The sequence below is a fragment of the Streptomyces sp. NPDC039609 genome (genome assembly GCF_055596705.1).
Genome location: NZ_JBVIUJ010000001.1, coordinates 571,573 through 597,258, shown reverse-complemented (window position 1 = coordinate 597,258; position 25,686 = coordinate 571,573). Strand labels below are relative to the sequence as shown.

Here is a 25,686-nt window from a genome sequence, read left to right as displayed (position 1 = left end):
GGTCTGCGGTGCGCGACCATACGGACGCCGAGTCGCAGTGCTCGAAACCAGAAAAGCAGACGACGTCACGAGCGAGCGGTCGGCAGACGGAAACACCGCGACAGGAAGAAGGACGGACGTGTCCGGCAGCGAAAGCGAGAACCCGGCAATCTCCTCCCCGGCCCCGACGGAGACTCGCCCCAAGACGAACCGGGACTGGTGGCCGAATCAGCTGGACCTTCAGGTCCTCCACCAGCACTCGTCCCAGTCCAATCCGATGGATGAGGATTTCGACTACGCGGCGGAGTTCGCGACCCTGGACGTCGACGCGCTGAAGCGGGACGTCATGGAGGTGATGACGACGTCGCAGGACTGGTGGCCCGCCGACTACGGCCACTACGGTCCGCTCTTCATCCGGATGAGCTGGCACGCGGCGGGAACGTACCGCATCGAGGACGGCCGGGGCGGTGGCGGCTCCGGTGCTCAGCGTTTCGCCCCGCTCAACAGCTGGCCGGACAACGCGAGCCTCGACAAGGCCCGCCGTCTGCTCTGGCCGGTCAAGCAGAAGTACGGACGGAAGATCTCCTGGGCCGATCTTCTGGTTTTCGCCGGCAACTGCGCCATGGATTCCATGGGGTTCAAGACGTTCGGGTTCGGTTTCGGGCGACCGGACATCTGGGAACCCGAGGAGATCTTCTGGGGACCCGAGGACACCTGGCTGGGAGATGAGCGCTACAGCGGTGACCGGGAATTGTCCGGTCCTTTCGGTGCCGTGCAGATGGGACTGATCTACGTCAATCCGGAGGGGCCGAACGGAAATCCGGATCCGATCGCCGCCGCCCGGGACATTCGCGAGACGTTCGCGCGTATGGCCATGAACGACGAGGAGACGGTCGCGCTCATCGTCGGCGGCCACACGTTCGGCAAGTGCCATGGCGCGGTCGATCCCGAATACATCGGTCCGGAGCCCGAGGCCGCTCCGATCGAGCAACAGGCCATCGGCTGGCACAACGCGTACGGAAGCGGCAAGGGGGTCGACACGCTCACCAGCGGTCTCGAGGGCGCATGGACCTCGGAGCCGACGAAGTGGGACAACGGGTACCTGGACAATCTCTTCCGGTACGAGTGGGAGCTGACGACGAGCCCGGCGGGCGCGCACCAGTGGACTCCCACGGATCCCTCGGCCCAGGGCACGGTGCCCGATGCCCATGATCCGTCGAAGCGGCACGCTCCCATGATGCTGACGACGGACCTCTCGCTGAAGCTGGATCCCGTCTACGGTCCGATCTCCAAGAGCTTCCACGAGAACCCGGAGCGGCTCGCGGAGGCGTTCGCCAAGGCGTGGTACAAGCTGCTGCACCGTGACATGGGGCCCGTCTCGCGCTATCTCGGCCCGTGGATTCCCGAGCCGCAGCTGTGGCAGGACCCGGTCCCCGCGGTCGATCACCCGCTGGTCGGGGACGCGGAGATCGCCGATCTCAAGAGGAGGATCCTCGCCTCGGACCTGTCCGTCTCCCAGCTGGTCACCGCCGCCTGGGCGTCGGCGGCGAGCTTCCGTGGCACCGACAAGCGCGGCGGGGCCAACGGGGCACGGATCCGGCTTGCTCCGCAGAAGGACTGGGAGGTCAACGATCTGCCCGAGGTGGCCGACGTCGTGCGGACCCTCGATCAGATCCGGCAGGCGTTCAACGACTCCCAGGCCGGCGGAGTGAAGGTCTCGCTCGCCGACCTGATCGTCCTGGGCGGCTGCGCGGCCGTCGAGCAGGCCGCGAAGAACGCCGGGCATGCCATCACGGTCCCGTTCTCGCCGGGGCGTACGGATGCCTCGCAGGAGCAGACCGACGTGGAGGCGTTCGCCGTGCTCGAACCGAGGGCGGACGCGTTTCGCAACTACCTCCGGGCGGGAGAGAAGCTGCCGCCGGAGACGCTCCTGCTGGACCGCGCCAACCTGCTGACGCTGACCGCGCCCGAGATGACGGTTCTGATCGGCGGGATGCGAGCCCTGAACACCGGCTTCAAGCAGTCCCGGCACGGCGTGTTCACCGACCGGCCGGAGACGCTGACCACCGACTTCTTCGTGAACCTGCTCGACATGGACACCGAGTGGAAGGCGTCGACCGCGACGGAGAACGTGTTCGAAGGCCGGAATCGCGCCACGGGCGACGTCAAGTGGACCGCCACCGCCGTCGATCTCGTCTTCGGTTCGAACTCTCAGCTCCGAGCCATCGCGGAGGTGTACGCCTCGGAGGACGCGGGAGAGAAGCTCGTGCGTGACTTCGTGGCGGCGTGGGACAAGGTGATGAACCTCGATCGGTTCGACCTGTCCTGACTCCGGTGTCCCGGTCGGCCGTTCCGGCGGCCGACCGGGCCTCAGCCCGGGACCGGGCGCAGCTCTCTGCGTCGGAGGACAAGCCCGCACCCCGCACCCCATGACCGAGGACGCGGCCAGAGCGCCTCTCCGCTTCGGCGAGACCGCCGTCATGGTCGACTTCGCGGAGGACGCTCTCGGGGCGACGGCCTGCCGGGGTGCACTGATGGTCCACAACCCCGCTGCCGAGCAGGCGCCTGTCAGGTAAGTTCCTTCTGTGCACGCCGAGTTGATCTCTTGATGCGCAAGTGACAGGGGGAGGCGCGAGCGCCATGGGCGGGAGACTGTACGGTCAGCAGGCTCTGCAGGAGGGGTTCGTCCCGCGACTGGTGGGGCTGCATCACAAGGACGGGTACCTGGTCCCCTTCGCCTATCCCAAGGGCGCGCCGGTCGTCCGGATCGTCGGCGGACGGGGAAGCGGCAAGACCGCCCTGCTGGGCGCCGTCCATGACGCGTACAACGGCCGGGTGCCGCTCGCCCGGGTCGACCTCGGGGCTCCGGGATTCGGTGAGCCCGGCATCGCGGACGGCGACGACGACGTCCCCAACGCCTCCCGCATCACGCACCTGCTCTATCTCCTCGCGTACAAACTCGGTCTGGAAGTACGGCACTTCGGCAGACCGATGGCCTTCCCTCGGCTGTCGCTGGGGCTCCTCGTCGTCACCGCCTGGCGCCCGCTGAACAGCGGCGAGAACGATGTGCGACCGCCCGACCTGCGTCGGGCGGAAGCGGATCTGCGTACGCTCATCACCGCCGAGGACCCCGACGTACGCCGCCGCAGGGAGAGCCTCGGCCGCTGGTTCGACCTCGTCACGGACAACCTCCCGCTGGTGCTGTCCGCCGTCCCCGGCCTGGACACCATCGCCGGGATCGTCCTCGACGCCGCCCGGGCGCAGCTCGTCAAGAGCGAACCGGACAAGGGCGCGCTCGCCTGGTGGGGCGGCCGGCTGCATCGCTCCCAGGGCTACCAGGGCGACTCGCTGCAGCGGCTCTTCCAGTTCGTCCGCGGCTTCCGCAGGCTCGACGACCGCAGACGCGCCGCCGAGGAACACCTCGTCGCCGCCCTCCTCGACGACATCGACGCCAACTACGGCACACTGCGCAGGCTCAACAAGAAGCCCCGACCGCTCCTGCTCCTCGACAATGCCCACACCGACGTCGGACGCGCGTTCCTCGACCTCCTCGACGCCGGACACGGCGGCGACACGACGGGGAAGGCCCCGACGCGGCCCGTCGCCCTCGCCACCCTGCTCGGCAGGGGCCACGGGTACCCGCCGCTGGGCGAGGTCGGCGGCGACGCCGTACCGCAGGCGCGGCCCCTGGTGCTGAGCGTCCCCGACATCGAACCTGCCCACATCGCGGAGATGCTCAGCCTCGTCGACTACCCCGACCACCTGCCCCGCGTCGTCGCCCGCTACAGCGGCGGCCGGGCGGCGAGCGCCCGGATCCTGGCGGACGCGGCCGTGCGCCGTGTCGAGGACGTGGGCACGATACGCGGCGGGGAACTCCTCGACGAGGCCGCACCCGCGCTCCTCGCCAAGCTGCTGCCCGATCCGGTGATGCGGGAGCGCCTGGTGCTGCTGTCCGCCGCGGCCGACGCGGGCACCCGTCGCGGACTGTGGACCTTCTCCCATCCCGAGGACCACTCCGAGGAGATGGTCGCCGTCCGCGTCCGCGAGGCCGACGACTACCGGACCCGCTCCTGCCTCGACGGCGACCGCGCCCTCGATCTGCTGCTGCGGCACCGCCTCACCGCCACCGTCACCCACGAGCGCTGGCGCGACACCCACCTGCGGCTGCGCTCCCTGTGCGACCCGCGCAGTGACACCTATCTGCACCACACGCTCGCCCTGGGCCGGATCGAGGAGGTGGTCAGCGTCCTGCACCACCGGTTCACCGTCGCCCCGCCCGGCGCATGGCTGACCTCGCTCAACCTGATCTGCGCCGCACCGCATCCCCGCGAGGGCTACGAGCCCCCGGCCGGGAGCCCCACCCTGTCGTGCACGGCCTGCGGCAGCGACGCCCCCGGCCCGCACCACGATGCCGTCGCCTCCCTGGTGCCCCTGCTGTGGCGGCTGTCCGACCCGCTCACCCTCGCCCCGCGCGAGGACGAGCTCACCACCGTCCGCATCGCGCTGGAGACCCTGTACGGCAACAAGGCCGCGCACGCCGCCTACCGCGAGGCGTCCGCCGCCTGGCCGGCCCGTCTGCGGGCCGGAGCACAGGCTCCCGACCTGCCCGTTCAGGAAGGTGCCGCGTCATGACGTCGTTCATCTCGAGACTCCCCGGCGGACCTCTCACCAAGGCGGCCGCTCTCGTCCTCGCCCTGGCCCTGCTCGGCGCCGCCGTGTGGGCCGGCATCGTCGTCCTCGGACCGGATCCGGCCTGCGGAAAGGGCATCGAGGAACGGGGCCCCGAAGGCTCCCGGGAATGCACGGGCGTCACCGACGGCAGTTTCGTCTTCGCGGACAACCTCAAGGAGGTCAGCGCACGGATCAAGGCGGAGAACGAGCGGATCAAGGGCGAACCGCACGTGTCCGTCGCCGTGATGCTGCCGATGGCACCGGCGCAGACCTTCGAGCAGCAGAAGACGCTCCACGAGGTGCAGGGCGCGTACCTCGCCCAGCACCGCGCCAACCACGACTCCAACAGCAAGAAGCCCGCGATACGGCTCCTGCTCGCCAACCCCGGTCGCAGTCATACACATTGGCGACCCGTCGCCGAACAGCTCGGCACCATGTCGGAGTCCACGACCGACAACCTCCGGGCCGTGATCGGCTTCGACGTCTCCACCGCCACCACCCAGGCCGCCATCGCCTACCTCACCCGAGAGCGCGGCATCCCCGTCGTCGGCGGCCCCATCACCGCCGACGACTCCGGCAACAGCGCCGAACGCCCCGACGCGTACCCGGGCCTCGCGCGGGTCGTGCCCACGACCACCGACCAGGCCAAGGCCCTGTCCCACTTCAACAAGGGCATCGATCCCAAGCACACCCTGGTCGTCGAGGACATCCGCACCGGCGACAACTACGTCGACGCGCTCAAGCGGGCCTTCGCCGAACGGACCCTCGGATCGCCCCGCGCGCCCGAGCAGTTCCGCGCGCCCGAGGAGTTCCACGAGGAAGGCACCACCGCCAACGCCTTCGACCAGATGGTCGACACGATCTGCACCTCGGCGGCCAAGGTCATCTACTTCGCCGGACGCCCCGTCCAGCTGCGGCAGTTCGTCAACGAACTGGGCAACCGGGGCTGCGCCGAGAAGAAGTACACCGTCATCACCGGCTCCGGCGCCTCCACCCTCTCCTCCGACAAGCTGCTCGACTGGGACGCCTTCCGCAAGGGCGTGACCCTCCAGTACGCCGCCGTCGCCCACCCCGAGGCGTGGACCGACCGCAAGGCGCCCGCCACGGGAGGCTCCGCCGCCGCCTTCCGCACCCTGGCCGAACTCGCCACCAGCAAAGAGGTCGGAAACATCGGCCCGGTGGAACTCACCGACTCGCGGACCATCACGTTCTACGACGCCGGTCTCACCGCGATCACCGCCATCCGGATGCGCGACGACGGCGACCCCGTCATCCCCACGCTCGGCCGCATCAGCGACTCATGGCTGCGGCTGCACGGCATGGGCAAGGTCGACGGCGCGAGCGGCTGGATCTGCCTGGACAACTACGGCAACCCGTACAACAAGGCGGTCTCCGTGGTGGAACTCGCCCCCGACGCACCGGGCCGCATCCGGTTCGTCGGCCTCGCCTGGCCGACGGGCCGCCCCACCCCGGCGGACTGCACCGCGAGCCGCACCTGACGCACCTGACGCACCACGAACGTCGCGTAGATCTCGCGGATCTCGGTCAAGAACTCGCCGGCGTGCTCGGAGCGATCGGGTTCCCCAACCACCGCGTCCTGGCCGGTACTCGCTCCCCGCGCATCACCAGGGACGCGGGCCCCACCACCGTGCCGGCCGCCAGCGAGGCACCGGGCAGCGCGATGGAGTGCGGCCCCAGCGTGGCTCCCGCGTCCAGTCGGATCTGGTCCAGCTGCAACACCCGGTCGTGGAAGACGTGCGTCTGCACCACGCAACCGCGGTTGACCGAGGCTCCGTCCCCGATACGGACCAGGTCGGTCTCGGGCAGCCAGTGGGTCTCGCACCACACGCCGCGGCCGATCCGGGCGCCGAGCGAGCGCAGCCACAGGTTGAGGAACGGCGTACCGAGCAGCAGCCGGCCGAGCCAGGGCATGGCCAGTTCCTCGACAAAGGTGTCATAGAGCTCGTTCCGCCAGACGAAGGAACTCCACAGTGGGTGGCGGCCTGTCCTGAACCGCCCCACCACAAGCCATTTCGCAGCAGTGGTGGCCAGACAGGCGAGTATGCCCGCGCACAGCAGCACCACTCCCGCCAGGGCCGCGGCCACCAGCAGCCCGTAGCGTACGGCGAGCACCTGGAGTGCTACTGCGGCCAGGCTGCCGATGAAGGCCGTACCCATGATCGGTACAAGCCGGCACGCCTCCACGGCTGCCCGGGCGAGCACCAGTCTCCGCGGCGGGGCCCAGGTCCGACCAGGATCCCCTTTCTCCCGTACCCGGGGCCATGAGAAGCCTGGTCTGCCCAGCCAGGACGATCCGGGTTCGGCATGCGCGGGGACGTCCGAGAGCACCCCGACCAGGGCGTCTTGGGGAAGCTCCCGGCCCGGTCTCACGATCCCGGAGTTGCCGACGAAAGCACGCCGCCCGACGCAGGAAGAGTCGAGCCGGAGCCAGCCGCCACGCAGCTCGAACGGCGCCACCAGGGTGTTATCGGCAAGGAACGCCTGGTCGCCTACCCGCATCAGTCCCGGCAGCCCCAGCACGGTGGAGACCTCCGCCTGCCGCCCGACCCTGGCCCCGAGCAGTCGCAGCCACAACGGCGTCAGCAGGCCCGCGTAGAAAGGGAAGAGCGAGGTCCGGGCCATACCCATGAGCCGTGAGACCAACCAGGCGCACCAGGTGACCCTGCCACACGTGGGATGGTACCCGGGAGTCAGAACTCGGCCCGCGAGCCGCACCAGCACGACGGTCAGCGTCGCATAGCAGCCCATCGCCAGCAGGACGAGCAGCGGGGTCAGCAGCAGCAGGTCGAGCATGACGGCGCCGAGGCCAGGTTCGTCGCCCACGAGACGGTTCAGGACCAGCAGCGCCGGTAGGGAGGCCGCCAGGGGCAGCAGCCCCAGGGCCGACAAGGCCGCACTGTAGGCCAGTTCCCAGCGCCGCGAGCGTCGCCGGACCGGCTGCGGCCAGTCGTGGCCCGCGCGCGGGGCAGCGGATATCCGCCGTGCCGGTGAGCCGTACCACCGCTCATCCGCAGGTACTTCGCCATCCACACAGCTGCCGGGTGCGACATCCGCTCCGCTGCCCACCTTGGCACCGGGCATCAGCATGCTGCGGGCGCCCACTCGGGCGCCGTCCCCGATCTCGACCCGGCCCAGATGGAGCACATCGCCGTCCAGCCACCAGCCGGCCGCGTCCACCTCGGGCTCCAGAACACATCCGGAGCCGAAACGGGCCATCCCGGTCACCGGCGGCATGGCGTGCAGATCCACGCTCTGCCCCACCGCGCAGCCCAACGCCTTGGCGTAGCGGGCAGCCCAGTGAGTGCCGAGCAGTGAGGCCATACCGAGTACGGTCCCCATTCGTTCAGCCGCCCACAACCGCAGGTGCACCGAGCCGCCACGGGGGTGCGTACCGGGTCGGAACCCGGCGGTGAGCAATCGGCCGACGGCCGCCCCGATCACGACGCGGCCGGGGGCGCTGAACAGAGCCAGCCAGCCCGCAGCGATCAGCCACCATGAGCTCCGTGGGACCCAGGGCCGCGGACCGAGGAGATTGTCCAGCACGGCCAGTACGACCAGCAGCCGTATCCCGACGACAGCGCACAGCACGGTCACCACCACGAGCTGCACCGCGCCGGTCCAGCGGGGGGTGGGCAGGATCGTGCGCCCGACCTCGCCGCCGGCCTCCAGTTCATCCAGCCGTGCGGCGAGGTCCTGCAGCCGGGGACACTGGTAGACATCGGTGACGGAAACCCCGGGGACGCGTTCGCGCAGTGTCGACACCAGCTGCGCGACGGACAGGCTGGTGCCGCCGAGAGCGAAGAACTCGCTCTCCTCCTCGGGGCGGAGTCCGAGCAGGCTCTCCCAGCGGTCGGCCAGCCATCCTGCGGTGCCGGTCGGCCCTGGGGCCGCCCCCGGAGCGGTGCCTGTTGACGTGGCATGCCGCTCAAGCAGCGGCCAGGGCAGGGCGTCACGGTCGACCTTGCCGGACGTGCCGGTGGGAAGACCGTCGACGACAGCCAGCAGGGGGACCAGCGGCTGGGGCAGCCGGGCGAGCAGCAGGACCCTGGCGGCAGCGGTATCGAAGTGCCGGCGGCCGTCCCCCTGCAGGACCACGTATCCAACCAGGACCTGGCCGCCCGCCCGAGTGGCCCGTATGGCGGCCGCGGCGGCACATACCCCGGGCAGCGACTGGAGCGCGGCATCGATCTCGCCGAGTTCCACACGGCGGCCGGACAGCTTCACCTGCTCGTCCGCCCTCCCCACGTACACCAGTCCCAGAGGGTCGGCGCGAACCAGGTCGCCGCTGCGATAGGCGCGGAGGCTGCACAGAAAAGGGTGCGGCTGGAACTTCTCGGCGTCCTTGGCAGGATCCAGGTAACGGGCTGTCCCGACCCCGCCAATCACGAGCTCTCCGATCTCGCCCGAGGCCACGGGCTGGTTGTCCGGGCCCACGACGGCCAGTTCGCAGCCCGCCAACGGTGCGCCGATGCGCACGGGCTCACCGGGGACCAGCCGGGCGGCGCAGGCCACCACGGTGGTCTCCGTGGGACCGTAGGTGTTCCACAGCTCGCGCTGTGGAGCGGCGAGCCGGTCGACCAGTTCGGCGGGGCACGCCTCTCCGCCCAGGACGAGCAGCCGCACTCTCGTGAGGCATTCGGCCGGCCACAGGGCGGCCAGGGTCGGAACGGTGGAGACGACAGTGACACCGCGCTCCAGCAGCCACGGCCCCAGATCGGCACCGGCTCTGACCAGCGAGCGCGGTGCCGGAACCAGACAGGCGCCGTGGCGCCATGCGAGCCACATCTCCTCGCAGGAGGCATCGAAGGCGACGGACAGCCCGGCCAGCACCCGGTCCCCCGGTCCCAGCGGTCGGTGCCGGAGGAACAGCTGTGCCTCCGCGTCCACAAAGGCAGCAGCCGAGCGGTGCGTCACGGCCACGCCCTTGGGGCGGCCCGAGGTACCGGAGGTGAAAATGACCCAGGCGTCGTCGGCCGGCCGCGGCTGACCCGCCTGGCCGCACGGCACGCGGCCGGGGACCGGACGGACGGTCCCGCTTTCGCCGATGACGACGCAGACCTCCGCGTCGGCCCAGACGACCGCGGCACGCCGGTCCGGGTCCTCAGCGTCCACAGGGACATAGGACGCGCCCGCGCGGAGCACCGTGAGCACGGCGGTGTAGAGGTCCACGGTTCCGGACGGCACCTGGACTCCGACCCGGTCCCCCACGCCGACACCGAGCACAGCGAGGTCACGTGCCAGCAGGCCGGCCCGGTCCCACAGCTCGCGATAGCTGAGGACCAGGCCGTCTGCGTCGAGCGCGGGTGCGTCGGGGTACCCCCGAACGGACGCCTCCAGGATGTCGAGCAGGGTGCGCGGGGGCATGGCCGGCGCGGCGGCCCAGACCGCGCCCAGCCAGTTTCGCTCGCGCTCCGGGGAGCCCTCCTTGCCGTACCCGTTGGCAGGTTGAGATGGCCGTCCGCCCGGGCCGGGCCGCGGATGTTCCCGGTGAGTCCAAGCCGGCTCCTGAGGCGAGTCGGTCATCCGGATTCCTTACGGGGGCTCGATGCGCTCTGCGAACACACGCGGCGGGCGCGGGGAGGATGCGGGACTCACGGGCGGAAAGGGCCATGGGGCGGCGCTGCACCGAGCGGGACGGCCCCCAGCCGCGCGGGCACTGCGGCGCCGCAGTCCCTCTCAGGTCCAACGGCCCCATACGAACACACGCCTTGCGGGTCCGCATCCTGTGCGCGCGGAGGTGGCGGGGCATGTCCCGTCGGGTGGTGTGACTGGGGACGCCCCTCAGCCCACGCGCGTCCTGGGCAGGTGCATCGTTTGCGTGAACCTGACCTCAGGTTGTCCCCAGAAGAGCCACTGCCCATTCCCGGCGATGCCCGGGCCGGCCGCTTCTCCCCGCCTACGGGGTACGGCGCGTGTCCTCGACGGCGGGCCCGTGAGTCTCACCGGGGTGCGCGGCGTGGTCGGTTCGCGCCCGACGCGGGTCCCGCCAGGCCGTGCAGCAGCAGGGCGGTAAGGGTGTCGACGACCTCCTCGTCGGTTGCCTGCGGGCCGTCCTCTCGTGCCGTGATGACCGCGAACCCGAGCATCGAGACCATCGCCCCCATGGCCGCGGCGACCAGCGCCGGGTCGCCCGGAAGCTGGTGGCCTCGCCCGCGGAGCCACTCCAGGTGCTCGCGGAGGGTCGCCGTCTCCTCGGCCAGACTCGCCCATGCGCGGCCCTCGCCGGGCGGGCCGGCGAAGGTGGTCTGCATCAGGGCCACGACCACCGGCAGGTGGTCGCGCACGACCCGCCAGGTGACGGCGAGATGGGCGCGCAGCTGGTCGGGGTCCGTCAGATCGTGGTCGACCGGATGGCCGCCCGCGCCGATCTCGGTGTCGGCCTGTGCGTTCAGATCCTGCATCAGGGCTTGGAGCAGGGCGTTCTTGTCCGCGAAGTGGGCGTAGAAGGAGCCGGTGGCGCGCCCTGCCTCGCGGGTGATGTCGGTGATCTTCGTGTCGAGATAGCCGCGCTCGGCGAACAGCCGCCGGGCCGCGTCCTTCAGCGCCGCCTCGGTCTCGGCGGCCTTCTCCTTGCGTACGCCCATCACGTGAGTCCTCTCGTCGGGCTTGACGTGCGTCAGTCCCCTGCCTCATTGTGAACCACAGTTCGATGAACATGGATTCATTGAATATCGATTCAGGGGGTTGGGATGAACGTCATGGTGATCGGCGGCGGAGTGGCGGGCGCGGCAAGTGCCCTGGCGCTACGACGACTTGGCGTGGAGGTCACGGTGTACGAGGCGTACGCCGAACCGGCGGGCCAGGTGGGCTCGTTCCTGAGCCTGGCGTCCAACGGTCTGCGCGTGCTGCGCTCCCTCGGCGTGCTGGACCGGGTGCAGCGCGCCGGGATCGACGTGCCCGGCCAGCGCATGTGGTCGAGCTCGGGCAAGTTGCTGGGAGACGTTCCGCGAGGCCGGCTCAGCGGCGACGCGCTGCACAGCGTGACCCTCATGCGGGGCGACCTGGTCGAGGCGCTGCGCGCGGAGGCCCTGGCGGCCGGAGCCGCCATTGTCACGGGTGAGCGCCTGGTGGATACGGCCACCACCGAGAAGGGCGTACGGGCGGTCTTCGCGAGCGGCCGTACGGAGGAGGCGACGCTGCTCATCGGCGCGGACGGCATCTGGTCGGCCACTCGGTCGCTGCTCGACCCGCAGGCGCCCACTCCCGAGTACGCCGGCCTCTACAGCATCTCGGGCATCGCCGAGGGCATCGAGACCGAACCCGGCTTCTTCAACATGACGTTCGCCCGGAACGGCGCCTTCATCCACCTCGCCGCCCCCGACGGGAAGGTCTGGTGGTCGGCCCAGGTCTCGTGTCCCGCGCAGCCGGAGTTCGGCCTCACCGAGGAGGAGTGGCTTCGCCGCCTCACCGGGCTCTACCGGCACGAGCAGGTGCCGTCCGCGATCCTCGCGGCGACCGTCGAACTGCACCGCCCCACCCTGATGCACAGGCTCGGCGCGGTCCCGGTCCGCCACAACGACCGCATCGCGCTGCTCGGCGACGCCGGACACCCCGTCGGCGCGGGTCAAGGCGCGTCGATGGCCTTGGAGGACGCACTGGTCCTGGCCCGGTCACTGGCCACGGAACCCTCGGTGTCCGCCGCCCTCTCGGCCTACGACGCCGCCCGCTCGGACCGCATCGCCAAGATGGTCAAGGCGGCCTCGGACAACCGTGACGCCAAGACGGCCGGCCCGCTGGCGCGGAGGATGCGCGACCTGGTGGTGCCGGTGGCGGTCCCGCTCTTCTTCGAAAGGGCCACGGCCTGGCTCTACACCCACGACTGCGGCGAACTGCCCACCAGCCGAACGGATGGAGACCTCCCGGCCCGTCGCTCACGACTCTGAGGGACCGCGGCACCGCGTGCGCCTCACCCAGGAGTCGTTCGGCCCCGACAGTCCCACCCGACGCTTCGACGCCGTGGACTGCCCGGGCACGCGCGCGGTGCCGCCGCCGGGCCGGCCTGCCCCGGTGGCGCCGCCCGACCGCAGGTGTCAGGCCCCGAGTCCGGCGAAGAAGGCGCGGACGTCGGTGACGAACTCCTCCGGCTGCTCCAGCGCGAGGAAGTTGCCCCCGCGCTCCAGCTCGCTCCAGTGGGTGATGTGGTGATCCCGCTCGGCGAAGCGGCGGATGGCGACATCCGTGCCCAGGGCGACGGCCACGCCGGTCGGGACGGTGCCGCGCGCCTTCGGGGCCCAGGCGCTCGCGTCGTGGCCCGCTTCGTAGTAGAGGTTCGCCGAGGAGCCGGCCGTACCGCTGAACCAGTAGACGCTGACGTTCGTCAGCAGACGGTCGCGGCCCACGGCGTCCTCGGGGAGCTCAGCGGCAGGGTCCGTCCACTCCTTGAACTTCTCCACGATCCAGGCGAGTTGGCCGACAGGCGAGTCGTGCAGCCCGTAGGCGAGGGTCTGCGGGCGAGTGGACTGGATGGCGTTGAAGCCCATCTTGTCCTGCTGGAAGTTCTCCAGCCGGGCCAGTCGCTCCTGCTCGGGTCCGGTCAGCCCCTCGAACTCTGCAGGGTCCCCGGAGGGGAAGGTGATGAGGCCGTTCACGTGGACGCCGACGACCTTGTCCGGTGCCTGGCGCCCCATCTCGGCGGCGATCCAGGCGCCGCCGCCCGTGCCCTGAACGCCGTAGGAGTCGTAGCCGAGCCGGCCCATGAGCTCCACGAACGCGCCTGCGATGCGGCCGGTGTTCCAGCCGGCCTCGCCGAGCGGACCGGAGAAGCCCGTGCCGGGCGTGGAGGTCACGATGACATGGAAGTCCTGCGTCAGCGGTCGGATGACATCGACGAACTGCATGAACGAGCAGGGCCAGTCGTGCACCAGGAGCAGCGGGACAGCCGCCTCGTCGTGCGAACGGACGTGCAGGAAGTGGATGTTCTGGCCGTCGATCTCGGTGGTGAACTGGGGGAACTCGTTGAGCTCCGCCTCCGCCTTGCGCCAGTCGAAGCCGTCGGCCCAGTACGCGGCCAGAGCCTTGAGGTAGTCGGTGGGCACACCCCTGCTCCAGCCGGTGCCGGGGATCTCACTGCCCCAGCGTGTCCGCGCCAGCCGATCGCGCAGATCGTCGAGCTCCTCCTGCGCGATGTCGATGCGGTACGGGTGGATCCGGGCGCCGGTGTTGCTGTTGGTCTCCATGGCTAGAACGGTATTCTGCCTATAGGCACGCTGCCTTCCTAATAACACTGCAGGCTTGGTTTCATGCTCGACACTTCCGCGCGTCTGCTGCGTCTGCTCTCCCTGTTGCAAACCCCGCGAGCCTGGCCGGGATCCGAACTGGCGGAGCGCCTTGGCGTGAGCGGACGAACCATCCGCAACGACATCGACCGGCTGCGCGAACTCGGCTATCCCGTGGACGCGACGCGCGGAGCCACCGGCGGCTACCGGCTGGGCGCCGGGGCGGCGATGCCCCCGCTGCTCCTCGACGACGAGGAGGCCGTCGCGGTGACGATCGCGCTGCGTATCGCTGCGCGGGGCGCCGTCCCCGGCACAGCGGAGACCTCGCTCCAGGCACTGGCCAAGGTCGAGCAGGTGCTGCCCTCACGGCTGCGCCGACGGGTGCGGACACTCCAGGCGTACACCGTGGCCGTGCCGGCCGACCGTCCGGCCCCGGCCGTCTCCGCGGACGTACTGACGACCCTGGTATCCGCCTGCCGTGACCAGGAACGGCTGCGCTTCGACTACCTGGACCACGCCGGCCGGCCCAGCCGCCGCGTCGCGGAGCCGTATCGGGCAGTGAACTGGGGACAGCGCTGGTACCTGGTGGCGTGGGATGTCGAGCGGGAGGACTGGCGGACCTTCAGGGTCGACCGGATCCGGCCCCGCACCCCGACCGGACCGCGCTTCGCCCCTCGCGAACCGCCCGGCGGGGACATCGCGGCGTACGTCTCCCGTCGTGTGTCCGGCGCCGCCTGGCGCCACCACGCACAGGTGACCGTCCATGCCCCGGCGGCGGCGGTGGTCGAACGGATCAACCCCGCGGTCGGCACGGTCGAGGCGATCGACGCCGATAGGTGCCTCCTGATCACCGGCGCGGACACCGTGCAGACCCTCGCCCTCCACCTGGGCATGCTCGACTTCGACTTCGACGTCACCGAGCCCGCGGAACTGGTGGACCACCTGCGCCGTCTCGCGGACCGCTACGGCCGCGCGACACCACCTGTCAACTGAGGCCGAGGCACTCTTCGTCCGCGTGTTCCGGACAGGGCGACGCCCGGGAGCAGAAGGGCCACGACGGCAAGGTGACCCCACGGCGCCGGGTCGTGGGAAGGCTACGAGCCCTCCGCCAGTCCCTCCCAGTGGTCGGCGAGCGCCTGGAGCGTGGCGACGAGTGGTGCGCGCTCCGCCTCGCCGAAGGACTCCAGGAGGATCTTGTCGAGCGACCGGGTACGGTCGTTGGCCTCGCGCAGGGTCTCACGACCCGCGTCGGTGAGGTAGAGCAGCTTGCGGCGGCCGTCGGAGGCCGCGGTGCGGCGGTCGAGCAGGCCGCGGTTCTCCAGCCTGCGGGCCACGTCGGCCATGGTGGACGTGTCCAGGGAGACGGCGGCGGCCATGGAGCGCTGATCCCGGCCGGGGTTGGCCTCCACGGTCTGCAGCACCGCGAACTGGGGGCCCGTCAGTACCGGGTCCACCTCGCGTGCCCACACCGCGAGATACGCCTGGTAGAGGCGGCGGACCTGATAGCCGGGTGCGGCTGTCAGGGCAGCGGGAATCTCCGGGGTGGTCTCGGCGGGCGGAGTCTGGTCGGCCATGGGGCCTACTTAAGCACGCACGGCCGACGCAGAGCGAGGGCGGGTGACGGCGCATATTGTGGTCGTCGCAGGGGGTGACGCGTGGGAGCACCCGCGCCCTCAGAGACCAGAATCGGGATGGATCGACCCCGGACGGTCGGCCAGCCGGAGACCGCTGCCCCCTCCCTTCATCGCGATGATCTCGGCCGCGATGGACACGGCGGTCTCCTCCGGGGTCCGGGCGCCCAGGTCCAGGCCGATCGGGCTGCACAGTCGCTTCAGTTCGGCCTCGGTCAGTCCTGCCTCCGTGAGCCGGTTCCACCTGTCCTGGTGGGTGCGCCGGGAGCCCATCGCCCCGATGTAGCCGACGTCCGGCAGGCGCAGCGCGACCTCGAGCAGCGGGACGTCGAACCTGGGGTCATGGGTCAGCACGCAGAGCACGGTTCTCGCGTCGATCCGCCCGGCGTCCGCCTCGGCGCGGAGATACCGGTGCGGCCACGCCACGACGACCTCGTCCGCGCCGGGGAACCGGGCCTGGGTGGCGAACACCGGGCGCGCGTCGCACACGGTGACCCGGTGGCCGAGAAGCGATCCCGTACGCGCGAGGGCCGCCGCGAAGTCGATGGCGCCGAACACGATCATCCGGGGCGGTGGCGCGAAGGACTCGACGAACACCCGCAGACCCGCGCCCGGGACGTCCGGCTCTCCGTCACGGCACGCTCCGTCCGCGCCGTAGCGCAGCACAGTGGATCGGCCGGCGTCCAGCAGACCGCGGGCGTCATGGCGTACGAGACGGTCCAGACGCTCCGAGCCGGTGCCGCCCGCCGCCCGGTCCGGGCGGACGACCATGCGGCGGCCGAGGCGTTCCGGCGGCCCGGCGATCACGGTCGCCACCGCGACCGGCCGTCCGGCCCGTACCGTCTCGGCCACCTCACCCAGCTGCGGAAACGTAGCTGGGTCGATCCTCTCCACGAACACGTCGAAGGTGCCGCCGCAGGTCAGCCCGACCGCGAAGGCGTCGCTGTCGGCCACTCCGTACCGCTGGAGCACCGGACGCGCCCCGATGAGCGCCTCCCGGCCCAACTCGTAGACGGCGCTTTCGACACAGCCGCCCGAGACGCTGCCGACCGCCTCGCCCCCGGGGCCCACCAGCATCGAAGCGCCCGGCCGGCGCGGGGCCGAGGAGTGGGTGGCCACCACGGTGGCCAGCGCCGCTGCCTTGCCCTCGGCCCACCAGGACATCAGCGGGTCCATCACGTCACGCATGAGCCGCTCCTCCCACGCCGGCCGAATCGACGGTGCGCTCCGCTCACGGCTGGGCCACTGCGACCCGCCCGCCGAGCAGGCTGCCGGCACCCGGCACGACGGGGGGCAGGCCGAGCTCCGTCAGGATGCGGAACGCCGTCGACGTGGCCGCCGACAGCACGGGCAGCCCCGCTTCGTCCTCGACCGGCTGGATCGACGCGAGGGACGGCATCTGTACGCACGCCGACAGCACCAGGGCGTCGGCCCGGCGCAGGTCGAGGCGTCGCCAGTGCTCGCGCAGATCGGCCGGGTCGAGTCGGGCGACCGCCAGGTTGTCGGGCACTTCGAGGCTGAGGGCGTCGACCACCTCGATGCCGGCGTCCTCGATGTACTCGACGACCTGGGCGGTGAGCCCCTTCATGTACGGCGTGATGATGGCGACGCGCCGGGCTCCGAGGGCCCCGATGCCGCTGAGCAGGGCGCCGGCGCTGGAGACCACCGGAGCCTTGGCACCCTCGGCGCGCAGCACGGAGGTGATCTCGTTCTCAGCCACGCAGTGGTGGCCCGGGCCTTGGGCCATGATGGCGACCAGGCAGGCGGTGGCGACGACGTCGGGTCGGGCGTCGGCCAGTTCGAGTGCGGCGCGCCGGGTCTGTGCGTTCATCCCGCGCAGTTCCTCGGGGGTGACGTGCTTCATGCGCATCCGGCTGCTGTGGAACACGAAACGGTCGTCGGGCTCGACGGCCTCGCGGGCGCCCAGCATCCGCGGCAGTTCGGTCTCCATGGTCAGGTTGGAGCTGGGCACGATCATGCCGATGTGATGGTCCGTCATGGGTTTGTCCTCCGGTGTGCGGCGTGGGTCGGTGCCACTCCCCCGTGCGGAGCGCCGACTACGGCGATCCGGCGGTGGGGAGGGCTACGAGCCCGAGGTCAGTCCCACCCAGTGGTCGGCGAGGGACGTCAGCGTGTGCAGAAGGGTGTGATGCTCGGCGTCGCCGTACGGCTCCATCAGGAGCCGGTCCAGCGCCCGTGCGCGCCGGTCGGCCTCACGGAGAAGGTGCTCGCCCTCCTCGGTGAGATGGAGCAGTTTGCGGCGGCCGTCGTCGGCCGCGGTACGGCGGGTGATCAGCCCCCGGGTCTCCAGACGTCGGGCCACGTCCGCCATCGTCGAGGTGTCCAGCGCCACCGCGGCGGCGAGGGAGCGCTGATCGCGTCCGGGACATGCCTGGACGGTCTGGAGGACGGCGAACTGCGGGCCGGTGAGCACGGGGTCCACCTCGCGCAGCCACGCGGCGAGGTACGCCTGGTAGAGGCGGCGCACCTGGTAGCCGGGGGCCCCGGTCAGGGCGGCCGGTGCCTGGGCTGCGGCCTCGGAAGTCGGTTCCGCATCGGACATGACCACGTTTACGCACGCTGCTGGGGGTCGGTGGCGGGCTCGGGGTCGGTGGCGGGCTGGGGGTCGGTAACGGGCCGGCGGTCGGTGCCGGGTCGGCGAGGGTCGGTGGCGGCCTGGGAGAGGACGGTGCTCAGGGCCGTGCGCAGGGCCGCGAGGGCGGTCGTCGGCGCGTCCCAGAAGATCATGTGTCCGGCGCCGGGGATGCCATGGAGGGTGGCCGCCGGGTTCGCTCGGGAGGCCTCCTCGACACCGGCGGCGGTGACCACCGGGCTGTCCGCCCCGTACAGCAGGGCGACGGGCGTCGGGACCCGGGGCCACCAGTCGAAGAAGTCCTCGTGCTCGAAGCCGCGGTGGGTGCCGGCGACGGCCTCCTCGGCGCAGCTGGACAGCCAGCGCGCCCGCAGTTCCTGCTCCCGCCGCGGCCACGTCGGCCAGGAGACGGCCACCTCGTCGGCATCGGTGCCACGACGGGCCTCGGACAGCTGTCGTAGGAAGGCCTCCAGGCTGGTGGGGTACGGTCCTCGGCCGGGACCACTCATGGGTGGATCGGCCAGGACGGCGCCGCGCACGGCCACCTTGGCCCGCACCGCGACGACGGCCGCGATGCGCGCGCCCATGGAGTGGCCGAACAGCAGCGGGGCGTCGAGCCCCAGGCCGCTGATCAGCGCCTCGGTGTCCTCGGCGTACGCCTCCAGTCCGAAGCCGTCGCCGTCGTCGTCGTCGGACAGTCCCCGGCCGCGGACGTCCAGTACCACCGGCCTGACAAGGTCGGTCAGTTCGCGGGCGATGAAGTCCATGGTGATCGCGGGACTGGTGATGCCGGGAAGGATCACCAGTGGGGGCAGAGCGCCGCCGTAGTCGAGCGCGTGGAGCCGGATGCCGCCGGAGCGGACCCACCGGCTGGTGGCGGGCACGTCGGCCAGGTCGGCGAGCGCGGCCTGCAGAACCGATCGCTGGGACACGGGACTTCTCCTCATGAACGAGCCCGCACGAACGGAGCGGGCGGAGAGCTGACGTAACGGACCGCGTCCTCGAGGCTGATGACGTCGCCGTACTTGGCCTGGATGTCGAAGAGCGCCGCGTCCGCCGGCCCTTCCGCCCGGTCGCCCACGCAGGCGCGGGGCACGAGCACCGAGAATCCCGACTGGACGGCGTCCACGGCGGTGGCCCGTACGCAGCCGCTGGTGGTGGCACCGCACACCACGACCGTGTCGCAGCCGAGTCCGGTCAGGGTGCCGGCGAGATTGGTTCCGAAGAACGCGGAAGCGCCCTTCTTCACCACCAGCACGTCGTGTTCGGGCCGCATCGGCAACCGCGGGTCGACGGCCACCGCGTCGCTGCCCTCGACCAGCTCCCGCAGGCCCGGCGCCTTGCGCAGCCAGGCGATCGAGTCCCCGGACGCCTCTGCCTCGGTGTAGGCGATGGCCGTGAAGACCACCGGCACGTCCGCCGGACGCCCCGCCTCGATCAGGTCGGTGGTCGCGGACACGACCTCGGTCAGATCCGAACCCGAGGGGTACGAGTCCTCGGTGAAGCCCCGGGTCAGGTCCACCACGACGATCGCCGGACAGCCGCCACGCCTGACCGGAGAACCGAAACCGGCCGCCTTGTAGGTGCGATCGGTGCTCGCACCGTAGAGTCCGGCGCTCATCGGCGCCTGCCCAGGAGCCAGCCCTGGAACAGCCCGAAGAGGAAGGCGGCGCCGACCGGGCCGTACTTCTTCAGCATCGGGCCGGCGATCAGCGACAGCCCGTCGAGTTCGGCGGACGCGGCGGCGGGCGCGGCGGCCGGGGACCAGGACGCGGCCGAAGCCGGGGCCGGGGTGGGGCCGTGCGCGTCGCTCCGGGCGAGGAGCAGGTCCCCGAGGTTCTGCGCGAACTGCTGGAGGATCCGGTCGGACACCGTGGCGATGGCGCCCTTGCCGAACTGGGCGATCTTGCCCCGGATCACCAGATCCGTGGTGAGGTTCAGCTGCGCGCCGTCGGAGGACGGAAGCACTTCCAGAGAGACCTCGGCCTCGGCGTCGCCGCTGCCGCGGGTGTCGGCGCCGCTGGCGTGGACACGCAGGCGCCGCTTCTCGGCGTCGACCTCCAGGAAGCGCACGGTGCCGGCATAGGCGGCCGTGATCGGGCCCACCTTGACCTTGACGGCGCCGCGCCAGGCGTCGCCGTCTCGGCCCTCGAGAGCGGCTCCCGGCATGCAGGACGCCACTCGCTGGACATCGCTGATCAGGGCGAACACCGCGTCGGGCGCGGCCTTGACCGGAACGGTATTGATCAGTTGCATGGAGTCTCCTCGGAGCACGCGGCCCGCTGAGCGCGCCGGGCGGTCGCGCAGGCGTCGATCGCCTCCACGATGGTCTGGTAGCCGGTGCACCGGCACAGGTTGGCGGCGACGACCTCCCTGATCTCCTCCTTGGTCGCCTCCGGCCGCTCCGCGAGGAAGCCTTCGGCGAGCATGAGGAAGCCGGGGGTGCAGAAGCCGCACTGCAGGCCGTGGTTCTCGGTGAAGGCCCGCTGGAGATCGCTGAGTTCGCCGGAGCGGGAGTCGCAGTCGGAGCCGGAGCGGGAGTCGGAGTGGCTTCCCGTGTCGGCGAGAGACTCGACGGTGGTGATCCTCGCTCCCTCCGCCTGGGCGGCGAACATCAGGCAGGCCCGGACCGGGAGCCCGTCGACCAGCACGGTGCACGCGCCGCAGATGCCGTGCTCGCAGCCGACGTGGGTGCCCGTCAACCGCAGGTCGTGGCGGAGCACGTCCACCAGAGTGCGGCGCGGTGCGGTGATGACTTCGTGCGAGGTGCCGTTGACGTCGAGGGTGAGGAGCTGGACGTCGTCGCCCAGGCCGCTGGTGTCGTTCATGCTGTCTGCTCCCGTGCTGGTGCCGGCGGTACCGGTGCTGCTGCGGTCAGGGCGCGGTGGACGGTCTCCGGTGTGATGGGCGTGTTGTCCAGTTCGACGCCGGTGGGGCGCAGCGCGTCGTTGACGGCGTTGAGTACGGCGGCGGGCGCCCCGATGGTGCCGCCCTCCCCGGCGCCCTTGGCGCCTGTCTCGGTGAAGGCGCACGGGGTCTCCAGGTGGTGGATGGAGACATCGGGGATCTCGTGGGCGGTGGGCACCTTGTAGTCCATGAAGCTGGTGGCCGAGGGCTCGCCCTGGTCGTCGTACGTCACCTGCTCGAACAAGGCACCGGCGATGCCCTGGGCGATGCCGCCCCGGCACTGGCCTTCCACGACCTGCGGGTTGATCGCCACACCGCAGTCCTCGACACAGACGTAGGCGAGGATCTCCACCTGGCCGGTGCCCTCGTGCAGTTCGACGACGACACCATGGGTGGCGTTGGAGAAGGTGCCGTCGTTGAAGACGTCGAAGACGGCGGTGGCGGTGAGGCCCGGCTCGATGTCCATGGGCAGCAGGTGCGCCTTGAGGTACGCGGTGTCGGCCAGGTGCTCGTACGTGAGTGTCGTGTCCGGATCGTCGAGGCGGCGGACCCGGCCCTTGTCCAGTGCGGTCCCTTCCGGGGAGATGCCCCACTCGGCGGCGGCGATCGAGCGGAGCTTGTCGCCGAGCCTGGTCGCCGCCAGACCCACCGCGCTGCCGCCGACGACGATCGAGCGGCTGGCGAAGCTGCCCCAGCCGTAGGTGATGCGGTCCGTGTCGCCCTGGTGGAGCTTGACCTTGGCGAGGTCGACGCCGAGGGCGTCGGTGACGATCTGCGCCATGGTCGTCTCGTGGCTCTGGCCGTGGCTCATGGTGCCGGTGGTGACGGTGACGGCACCGCTGGTGTCCATGCGGACCTCTGAGAAGTCGAAGCCGGGGACGACCTCCATCTTGCGCGCGGCGAAGGCGGCGGAGCCGTACCCCGTGCGTTCGCTGAAGCAGCTGTAGCCGATCCCGATGTGGCGTCCCTCGGCCCGCGCCGCGGCCTGCCGCGCGTACCATCCGGTCTCCTTCAGGGCCTGTTCGCACAGGTCGAGGGATTCCAGGTACGAGCCGGGATCGTAGGTGATGCCGTTGACGCCGGTGTAGGGGAACTCGGTGATGACGTTCCGGCGTCGGATCTCCAGTGGATCGAGGCCCAGTTCACGGGCGGCGCGTTCCATGAGCCGCTCGACGACCATCACGTACTGCGGGCGGCTCACGCCCCGGTAGGGGGCGGTGGGTGCCTTGTTGGTGGTGATGGCACGGCCGCGCACGCGGTAGGCGGGGACCTTGTAGACGCCGGGCATCTCGGCGGAGGCCATCAGCGGCTCGATGCCGGCCGTGAACGGGTAGCAGGAGTAGGCGCCCATGTCGCAGACCACGTCCGCGTCGAGGCCGAGGATCCGGCCGTCCGCGTCGAAGGCGGCGCGTGCGGTGTAGTGCTGTTCGCGGGCGAGGAAGGAGGCCGACAGGGCGTCCTTGCGGTCCTCGATCCACTTCACGGGCCGCCCGAGCCGCCGTGCCGCCGCCGCGGTGGCGATCTCCTCCCGGCCGACCGCGCACTTGAGCCCGAAGCCGCCGCCCATGTCCGGGACGATCACCCGCACCGCGCGCTCGTCGAGCCGGAGACAGCGCGAGGCGACAGTGCGCACCTGGTGCGGGACCTGGGTGCAGGTGTGCAGGACGAGCTGTTCCTCCCGGTCGTCCCAGTGTGCCACCGCACCGCGGGTCTCCAGCGGCAGTGCGTTCTGCCGGCCCGTCCTCGTCTCCACGTGCACGACGCAGGGTGCGTTGTCGAAGACGTCGTCGATGCCCTCGGTGGCGAACAGGGAGACGTCGACGAGGGTGTTGTGCGTGGCCTCGTCGTGGACCAGGGCGGCACCGGGAGCGAGGGCCTGTTCCTCGCAGGTGATGGGCGGGAGGGACTCGTACGTGACCTTGGCCGATTCCAGTCCGTCTTCCGCGGTGTACGGGTCGCGGGCGACGACCACGGCGATGGGTTCGCCGACGTAGCGGACCCGGTCGCGGGCGAGGACCGGCATGGCGGTGGGCACGAACTCCGATAGTGGGCGGCCGAGTTGGGCCGTGATGTCGCCCATCTCCAGGTCCGCTGCAGTGAACGCGGCGACGACGCCCGGCACTCGGCGCACGTCGGTCAGGTCGACGGCGGTGATCACGCCGTGGGCGACCGTGCTGCGGACGAACTGGGCGTGCAGCATGCCGGGCAGTTCGATGTCGTCGACGAAGCGGCCCCGCCCGGTCAGCAGCCGAGGATCCTCGCGGCGGGCCACCGACCTGCCGACCAGACGGTCGTCCTTGGTGGACTTCATCGGGACATCGCCTCCTCACAGGCGCGTTCGACCAGGGTGCGGGTGACGTGTTTGCGGTACTGGGTGCTGCCGTTCGCGTCGCCCGGCGGGTCCACCGCGGCCGCCGCCGCTTCGGCGCAGTCCCGGAAGGAACCGCCGGCGGCCAGCACCGCCTCCGCCTCGGGGACCCGTACCGGCATCGCGGCGACACCGCCGAGGGCCACCGCGCCGCCGCGGACGACGGATCCGTCGACGTCCAGGTCCACGGCCGCTGCCACGATGGCGAAGTCACCGCGGCGCTCGGCGAATTCGGTGAGCGCCGCGTGCGGCGCGGGGCGCGGGAAGACGACCTCGACGAGGATCTCGTCGGGGTCCAGGGCGGTCGTGTAGTAGCCGAAGAAGAACTCTCCGGCCGGGATGCGACGCCGGCCGCGCGGGCTCCGGACCACGATCTCGGCGTCCAGCAGTACGGCGAGCAGACACCACTCGGCGGTCGAGTCGCCGTGTGCGATGCTGCCGCCGACCGTGCCGCGGGTGCGGATCGGCAGATGGCCGATCCACGCCATGGCGTCACGGATGACGTCGAAGCCCGCCCCGAGCACGTGCGACGGGGCGATCTCCACCGTGTGGTGGGTGGTGAGTGCCCCGATGTGCAGCCCGCCGTCGGCGTCGACGCCCAGATGGTCGAGTGCACGCAGGCCGGCGATGTCGACCAGGTGGGCCGGCCTGGCCAGTCGGAAGTTCATCATCGCGACCAGGCTCTGGCCGCCGGCGATGACCTTGGCTTCGTCGCCCAGCTCGGCGAGGAGCGCCGTTGCGCCCTCGATGTCGCGCGCCCGGTGGTAGCGGAAGGGAGCGGGCTTCATGGTTCTCCTGTCGTACGGAGTCAGACGGGGAGGTGGGCCCGGTCGGGCGGGCGAGCCCTCAGAGCACCGCCCGACCGGGTGCCGGTACCGGGAGCTCGGCCGGCTCGTGTCCCGACAGGTCCTCGGCGTCGTCGGCACGGCCCTCGGCGTCGTCGTCGAGCGCTCGTCCCTTGGTCTCGGGGGCCGCTACCGCCATCCAGACGACGGACCCCACGACAGCCAGGGCGAGTGCCGCGAAGGTGAGCGGCAGCCCCAGCAGTGGCCACATGACCGAGCCGAACAGCAGCGGGGCGAAGCCGGTGAGCACCCGGCTGAAGGACGATGCCCAGCCGAAGCCGCTGGCCCGCAGCAGCGTCGGGTACAGCTCGGACACATAGGCGTACATGGCGGGGATGGTCAGCTGCATCAGCAGGCCGAAGACCGCGATGGCGACGACGGATCCGGTCGGCATGTCCAGCATCAGCGCGAACGCCAGGAGCGCGAGCGCGGCGAGCGGGGCCGTGACTCCGATGAGCCACTTCCGGCCCACCACGTCGACCAGTGCGGTGGAGACCAGGACACCGAGGATGCCCACGCCGCTCATGAGCGTCGTACTCATGAAGGCGGCCGTGTCGCCGAGGCCCTGCTCCTTGAGGATGGACGGCATCCAGCTCAGCGCCGCGTAGTACACGAGCATGACGCCGGCGAAGAGGAGCCATGCGGCGGAGGTGATGCGAGGGCTGAACTTCCAGACGTCGCGGAGCTGTTCGTAGGCGGCCCGAGGCCCCCTCGACCGGGACTCCTCCACCCGGGCGGGGATGACGTAGGGCTCGACCGCCGCTCCGGTGCGGGCGACCAGATCGTCGATGACGGCGCGGGCCTCGGCCTCCCTGCCCTTCTTGCTGAGGTAGACCGGCGACTCCGGGATGCCCCGGCGCACCCAGAAGAGGAGCAGCGCCGGGAGGCTCATGGTGGCGAGCATCCATCGCCAGTTGTCGTCGAGTGTCAGCATCATGGTCGACACCAGACCGCACAGCGTCACGCCGACCGGCCACCACACGTCCAGCGCGGTGAGGACCCGCCCGCGGTACTTCCGCGGCGAGAACTCCGCCACCAGGGCGTAGTCGACGGGAATGCAGCCGCCGAGTCCGACGCCGGCGACGAATCGCAGGACCAGGAAGACGGCGTAGTTCGGGGCGAAGGCGCCGAGCACCGAGAACAGCGCGAAGATCAGCAGGGTGACGCTGAAGGCCTTCTTGCGGCCGATGCGGTCCGCGACCGCGCCCCAGACGACGGCGCCCAGGGCCATGCCGACCAGGTTGGCGGTGGCCACGAGGCCGCGCTGGGAGAGCGTCAGGTCGAAGTGCTCACCGAGCAGGGGCATCAGGAAGCCGTTGAGCGCGATGTCGTAGGCGTCGAAGAGGTAGCCGAGGCCGCCGATGATGAAGATCTTTCCCTGGACGCCCCATCTCCATGGGAGGTCCTGAACAATCTGGTCGCCTGTTTTCACGTTCGCTCCACGGGGGTGTTCGAG

The 25,686-nt window shown here is 71.0% G+C and carries 20 protein-coding genes; 6 read left to right on the top strand and 14 right to left on the bottom strand.

What is annotated here, in order from left to right; all coding sequences use genetic code 11:
* Positions 1-118 precede the first annotated feature (118 nt).
* The 4 genes from katG to ACZ561_RS02640 all read left to right on the top strand — a co-directional run bounded on the left by katG (position 119) and on the right by ACZ561_RS02640 (position 6,149).
* The gene (katG, locus tag ACZ561_RS02655; RefSeq protein WP_470988726.1) at positions 119-2,308 is read left to right on the top strand and encodes a catalase/peroxidase HPI; all 2,190 of its coding nucleotides are present in this window, start codon (positions 119-121) and stop codon (positions 2,306-2,308) included.
* A gap of 100 nt (positions 2,309-2,408) precedes the next feature.
* The gene (locus ACZ561_RS02650) at positions 2,409-2,555 is read left to right on the top strand and encodes a hypothetical protein (protein ID WP_470988723.1); all 147 of its coding nucleotides are present in this window, start codon (positions 2,409-2,411) and stop codon (positions 2,553-2,555) included.
* 64 nt (positions 2,556-2,619) lie between these two features.
* The gene (locus ACZ561_RS02645) at positions 2,620-4,611 is read left to right on the top strand and encodes a hypothetical protein (protein ID WP_470988720.1); all 1,992 of its coding nucleotides are present in this window, start codon (positions 2,620-2,622) and stop codon (positions 4,609-4,611) included.
* On the top strand, positions 4,608-6,149 hold the full coding sequence (locus ACZ561_RS02640) for a hypothetical protein (protein ID WP_470988717.1): 1,542 nt from the start codon (positions 4,608-4,610) through the stop codon (positions 6,147-6,149). The genes ACZ561_RS02645 and ACZ561_RS02640 overlap by 4 nt, the downstream gene beginning before the upstream one ends.
* A gap of 46 nt (positions 6,150-6,195) precedes the next feature.
* Here ACZ561_RS02640 and ACZ561_RS02635 read toward each other — a convergent pair whose 3' ends face one another.
* Positions 6,196-10,035, bottom strand: a complete 3,840-nt coding sequence (locus ACZ561_RS02635; RefSeq protein WP_470990033.1) for a Pls/PosA family non-ribosomal peptide synthetase — start codon at positions 10,033-10,035, stop codon at positions 6,196-6,198.
* Positions 10,036-10,610: 575 nt separating this feature from the next.
* The gene (locus ACZ561_RS02630; RefSeq protein ID WP_470988714.1) at positions 10,611-11,255 is read right to left on the bottom strand and encodes a TetR/AcrR family transcriptional regulator; all 645 of its coding nucleotides are present in this window, start codon (positions 11,253-11,255) and stop codon (positions 10,611-10,613) included.
* 105 nt (positions 11,256-11,360) lie between these two features.
* On the opposite strand from ACZ561_RS02630, the gene ACZ561_RS02625 reads away from it, so the two are divergent.
* Positions 11,361-12,554 (top strand): FAD-dependent oxidoreductase, encoded by a 1,194-nt coding sequence (locus ACZ561_RS02625; protein WP_470988711.1) that lies wholly within the window; start codon positions 11,361-11,363, stop codon positions 12,552-12,554.
* A 147-nt stretch (positions 12,555-12,701) separates the two neighbouring features.
* Here the strand turns inward: ACZ561_RS02625 and ACZ561_RS02620 are convergent, their stop codons facing one another.
* Positions 12,702-13,847: an epoxide hydrolase family protein gene (locus ACZ561_RS02620; RefSeq protein WP_470988708.1), complete on the bottom strand. Its 1,146-nt coding sequence runs from the start codon at positions 13,845-13,847 to the stop codon at positions 12,702-12,704.
* A 63-nt stretch (positions 13,848-13,910) separates the two neighbouring features.
* Here ACZ561_RS02620 and ACZ561_RS02615 point away from each other — a divergent pair, with 63 nt between their 5' ends.
* Entirely contained in the window at positions 13,911-14,879 is a 969-nt protein-coding gene (locus ACZ561_RS02615; RefSeq protein ID WP_470988706.1) for a helix-turn-helix transcriptional regulator, read from the top strand.
* A gap of 101 nt (positions 14,880-14,980) precedes the next feature.
* On the opposite strand, the gene ACZ561_RS02610 is transcribed toward ACZ561_RS02615, so the two are convergent.
* The 11 genes from ACZ561_RS02610 to ACZ561_RS02560 form a co-directional block, all read right to left on the bottom strand.
* Positions 14,981-15,460, bottom strand: coding sequence for a MarR family winged helix-turn-helix transcriptional regulator (locus ACZ561_RS02610; protein WP_329124001.1), 480 nt, complete (start codon positions 15,458-15,460; stop codon positions 14,981-14,983).
* Between the two features lie 99 nt (positions 15,461-15,559).
* Positions 15,560-16,705, bottom strand: coding sequence for an XdhC family protein (locus ACZ561_RS02605; protein WP_470988702.1), 1,146 nt, complete (start codon positions 16,703-16,705; stop codon positions 15,560-15,562).
* A gap of 43 nt (positions 16,706-16,748) precedes the next feature.
* Positions 16,749-17,516 (bottom strand): maleate cis-trans isomerase family protein, encoded by a 768-nt coding sequence (locus tag ACZ561_RS02600; RefSeq protein WP_470988700.1) that lies wholly within the window; start codon positions 17,514-17,516, stop codon positions 16,749-16,751.
* 84 nt (positions 17,517-17,600) lie between these two features.
* The gene (locus ACZ561_RS02595) at positions 17,601-18,080 is read right to left on the bottom strand and encodes a MarR family winged helix-turn-helix transcriptional regulator (protein ID WP_470988697.1); all 480 of its coding nucleotides are present in this window, start codon (positions 18,078-18,080) and stop codon (positions 17,601-17,603) included.
* 8 nt (positions 18,081-18,088) lie between these two features.
* Positions 18,089-19,057, bottom strand: a complete 969-nt coding sequence (locus ACZ561_RS02590) for an alpha/beta fold hydrolase (RefSeq protein WP_470988694.1) — start codon at positions 19,055-19,057, stop codon at positions 18,089-18,091.
* On the bottom strand, positions 19,054-19,731 hold the full coding sequence (locus ACZ561_RS02585) for an isochorismatase family protein (RefSeq protein ID WP_470988692.1): 678 nt from the start codon (positions 19,729-19,731) through the stop codon (positions 19,054-19,056). The genes ACZ561_RS02590 and ACZ561_RS02585 overlap by 4 nt, the downstream gene beginning before the upstream one ends.
* Positions 19,728-20,366 (bottom strand): SRPBCC family protein, encoded by a 639-nt coding sequence (locus ACZ561_RS02580; protein WP_470988690.1) that lies wholly within the window; start codon positions 20,364-20,366, stop codon positions 19,728-19,730. Before ACZ561_RS02580 ends, ACZ561_RS02585 begins: the two co-directional genes overlap by 4 nt.
* Positions 20,357-20,938 carry a (2Fe-2S)-binding protein gene (locus ACZ561_RS02575; RefSeq protein WP_470988688.1) on the bottom strand — a complete coding sequence of 194 codons (582 nt, stop codon included), beginning with the start codon at positions 20,936-20,938 and terminating at the stop codon, positions 20,357-20,359. The genes ACZ561_RS02580 and ACZ561_RS02575 overlap by 10 nt, the downstream gene beginning before the upstream one ends.
* Positions 20,935-23,328 (bottom strand): xanthine dehydrogenase family protein molybdopterin-binding subunit, encoded by a 2,394-nt coding sequence (locus ACZ561_RS02570; RefSeq protein ID WP_470988686.1) that lies wholly within the window; start codon positions 23,326-23,328, stop codon positions 20,935-20,937. The genes ACZ561_RS02575 and ACZ561_RS02570 overlap by 4 nt, the downstream gene beginning before the upstream one ends.
* Positions 23,325-24,173 (bottom strand): FAD binding domain-containing protein, encoded by an 849-nt coding sequence (locus ACZ561_RS02565; RefSeq protein ID WP_470988684.1) that lies wholly within the window; start codon positions 24,171-24,173, stop codon positions 23,325-23,327. The genes ACZ561_RS02570 and ACZ561_RS02565 overlap by 4 nt, the downstream gene beginning before the upstream one ends.
* A 58-nt stretch (positions 24,174-24,231) precedes the next feature.
* Positions 24,232-25,662 (bottom strand): MFS transporter, encoded by a 1,431-nt coding sequence (locus ACZ561_RS02560; protein ID WP_470988682.1) that lies wholly within the window; start codon positions 25,660-25,662, stop codon positions 24,232-24,234.
* Positions 25,663-25,686 lie beyond the last annotated feature (24 nt).

Excerpts from the sequence above, each read along its gene's own strand:
- ACZ561_RS02585 (WP_470988692.1), bottom strand. The coding sequence starts at position 19,731 with ATGAGCGCCGGACTCTACGGTGCGAGCACCGATCGCACCTACAAGGCG.
- ACZ561_RS02595 (WP_470988697.1), bottom strand. The coding sequence starts at position 18,080 with ATGTCCGATGCGGAACCGACTTCCGAGGCCGCAGCCCAGGCACCGGCC.
- ACZ561_RS02620 (WP_470988708.1), bottom strand. The coding sequence starts at position 13,847 with ATGGAGACCAACAGCAACACCGGCGCCCGGATCCACCCGTACCGCATC.
- ACZ561_RS02575 (WP_470988688.1), bottom strand. The coding sequence starts at position 20,938 with ATGAACGACACCAGCGGCCTGGGCGACGACGTCCAGCTCCTCACCCTC.
- ACZ561_RS02610 (WP_329124001.1), bottom strand. The coding sequence starts at position 15,460 with ATGGCCGACCAGACTCCGCCCGCCGAGACCACCCCGGAGATTCCCGCT.
- ACZ561_RS02635 (WP_470990033.1), bottom strand. The coding sequence starts at position 10,035 with ATGCCCCCGCGCACCCTGCTCGACATCCTGGAGGCGTCCGTTCGGGGG.
- ACZ561_RS02570 (WP_470988686.1), bottom strand. The coding sequence starts at position 23,328 with ATGAAGTCCACCAAGGACGACCGTCTGGTCGGCAGGTCGGTGGCCCGC.
- ACZ561_RS02590 (WP_470988694.1), bottom strand. The coding sequence starts at position 19,057 with ATGAGGAGAAGTCCCGTGTCCCAGCGATCGGTTCTGCAGGCCGCGCTC.
- ACZ561_RS02580 (WP_470988690.1), bottom strand. The coding sequence starts at position 20,366 with ATGCAACTGATCAATACCGTTCCGGTCAAGGCCGCGCCCGACGCGGTG.
- ACZ561_RS02650 (WP_470988723.1), top strand. The coding sequence starts at position 2,409 with ATGACCGAGGACGCGGCCAGAGCGCCTCTCCGCTTCGGCGAGACCGCC.
- ACZ561_RS02630 (WP_470988714.1), bottom strand. The coding sequence starts at position 11,255 with ATGGGCGTACGCAAGGAGAAGGCCGCCGAGACCGAGGCGGCGCTGAAG.
- ACZ561_RS02565 (WP_470988684.1), bottom strand. The coding sequence starts at position 24,173 with ATGAAGCCCGCTCCCTTCCGCTACCACCGGGCGCGCGACATCGAGGGC.
- ACZ561_RS02615 (WP_470988706.1), top strand. The coding sequence starts at position 13,911 with ATGCTCGACACTTCCGCGCGTCTGCTGCGTCTGCTCTCCCTGTTGCAA.
- ACZ561_RS02625 (WP_470988711.1), top strand. The coding sequence starts at position 11,361 with ATGAACGTCATGGTGATCGGCGGCGGAGTGGCGGGCGCGGCAAGTGCC.
- ACZ561_RS02645 (WP_470988720.1), top strand. The coding sequence starts at position 2,620 with ATGGGCGGGAGACTGTACGGTCAGCAGGCTCTGCAGGAGGGGTTCGTC.
- ACZ561_RS02605 (WP_470988702.1), bottom strand. The coding sequence starts at position 16,705 with ATGCGTGACGTGATGGACCCGCTGATGTCCTGGTGGGCCGAGGGCAAG.
- ACZ561_RS02600 (WP_470988700.1), bottom strand. The coding sequence starts at position 17,516 with ATGACGGACCATCACATCGGCATGATCGTGCCCAGCTCCAACCTGACC.
- ACZ561_RS02640 (WP_470988717.1), top strand. The coding sequence starts at position 4,608 with ATGACGTCGTTCATCTCGAGACTCCCCGGCGGACCTCTCACCAAGGCG.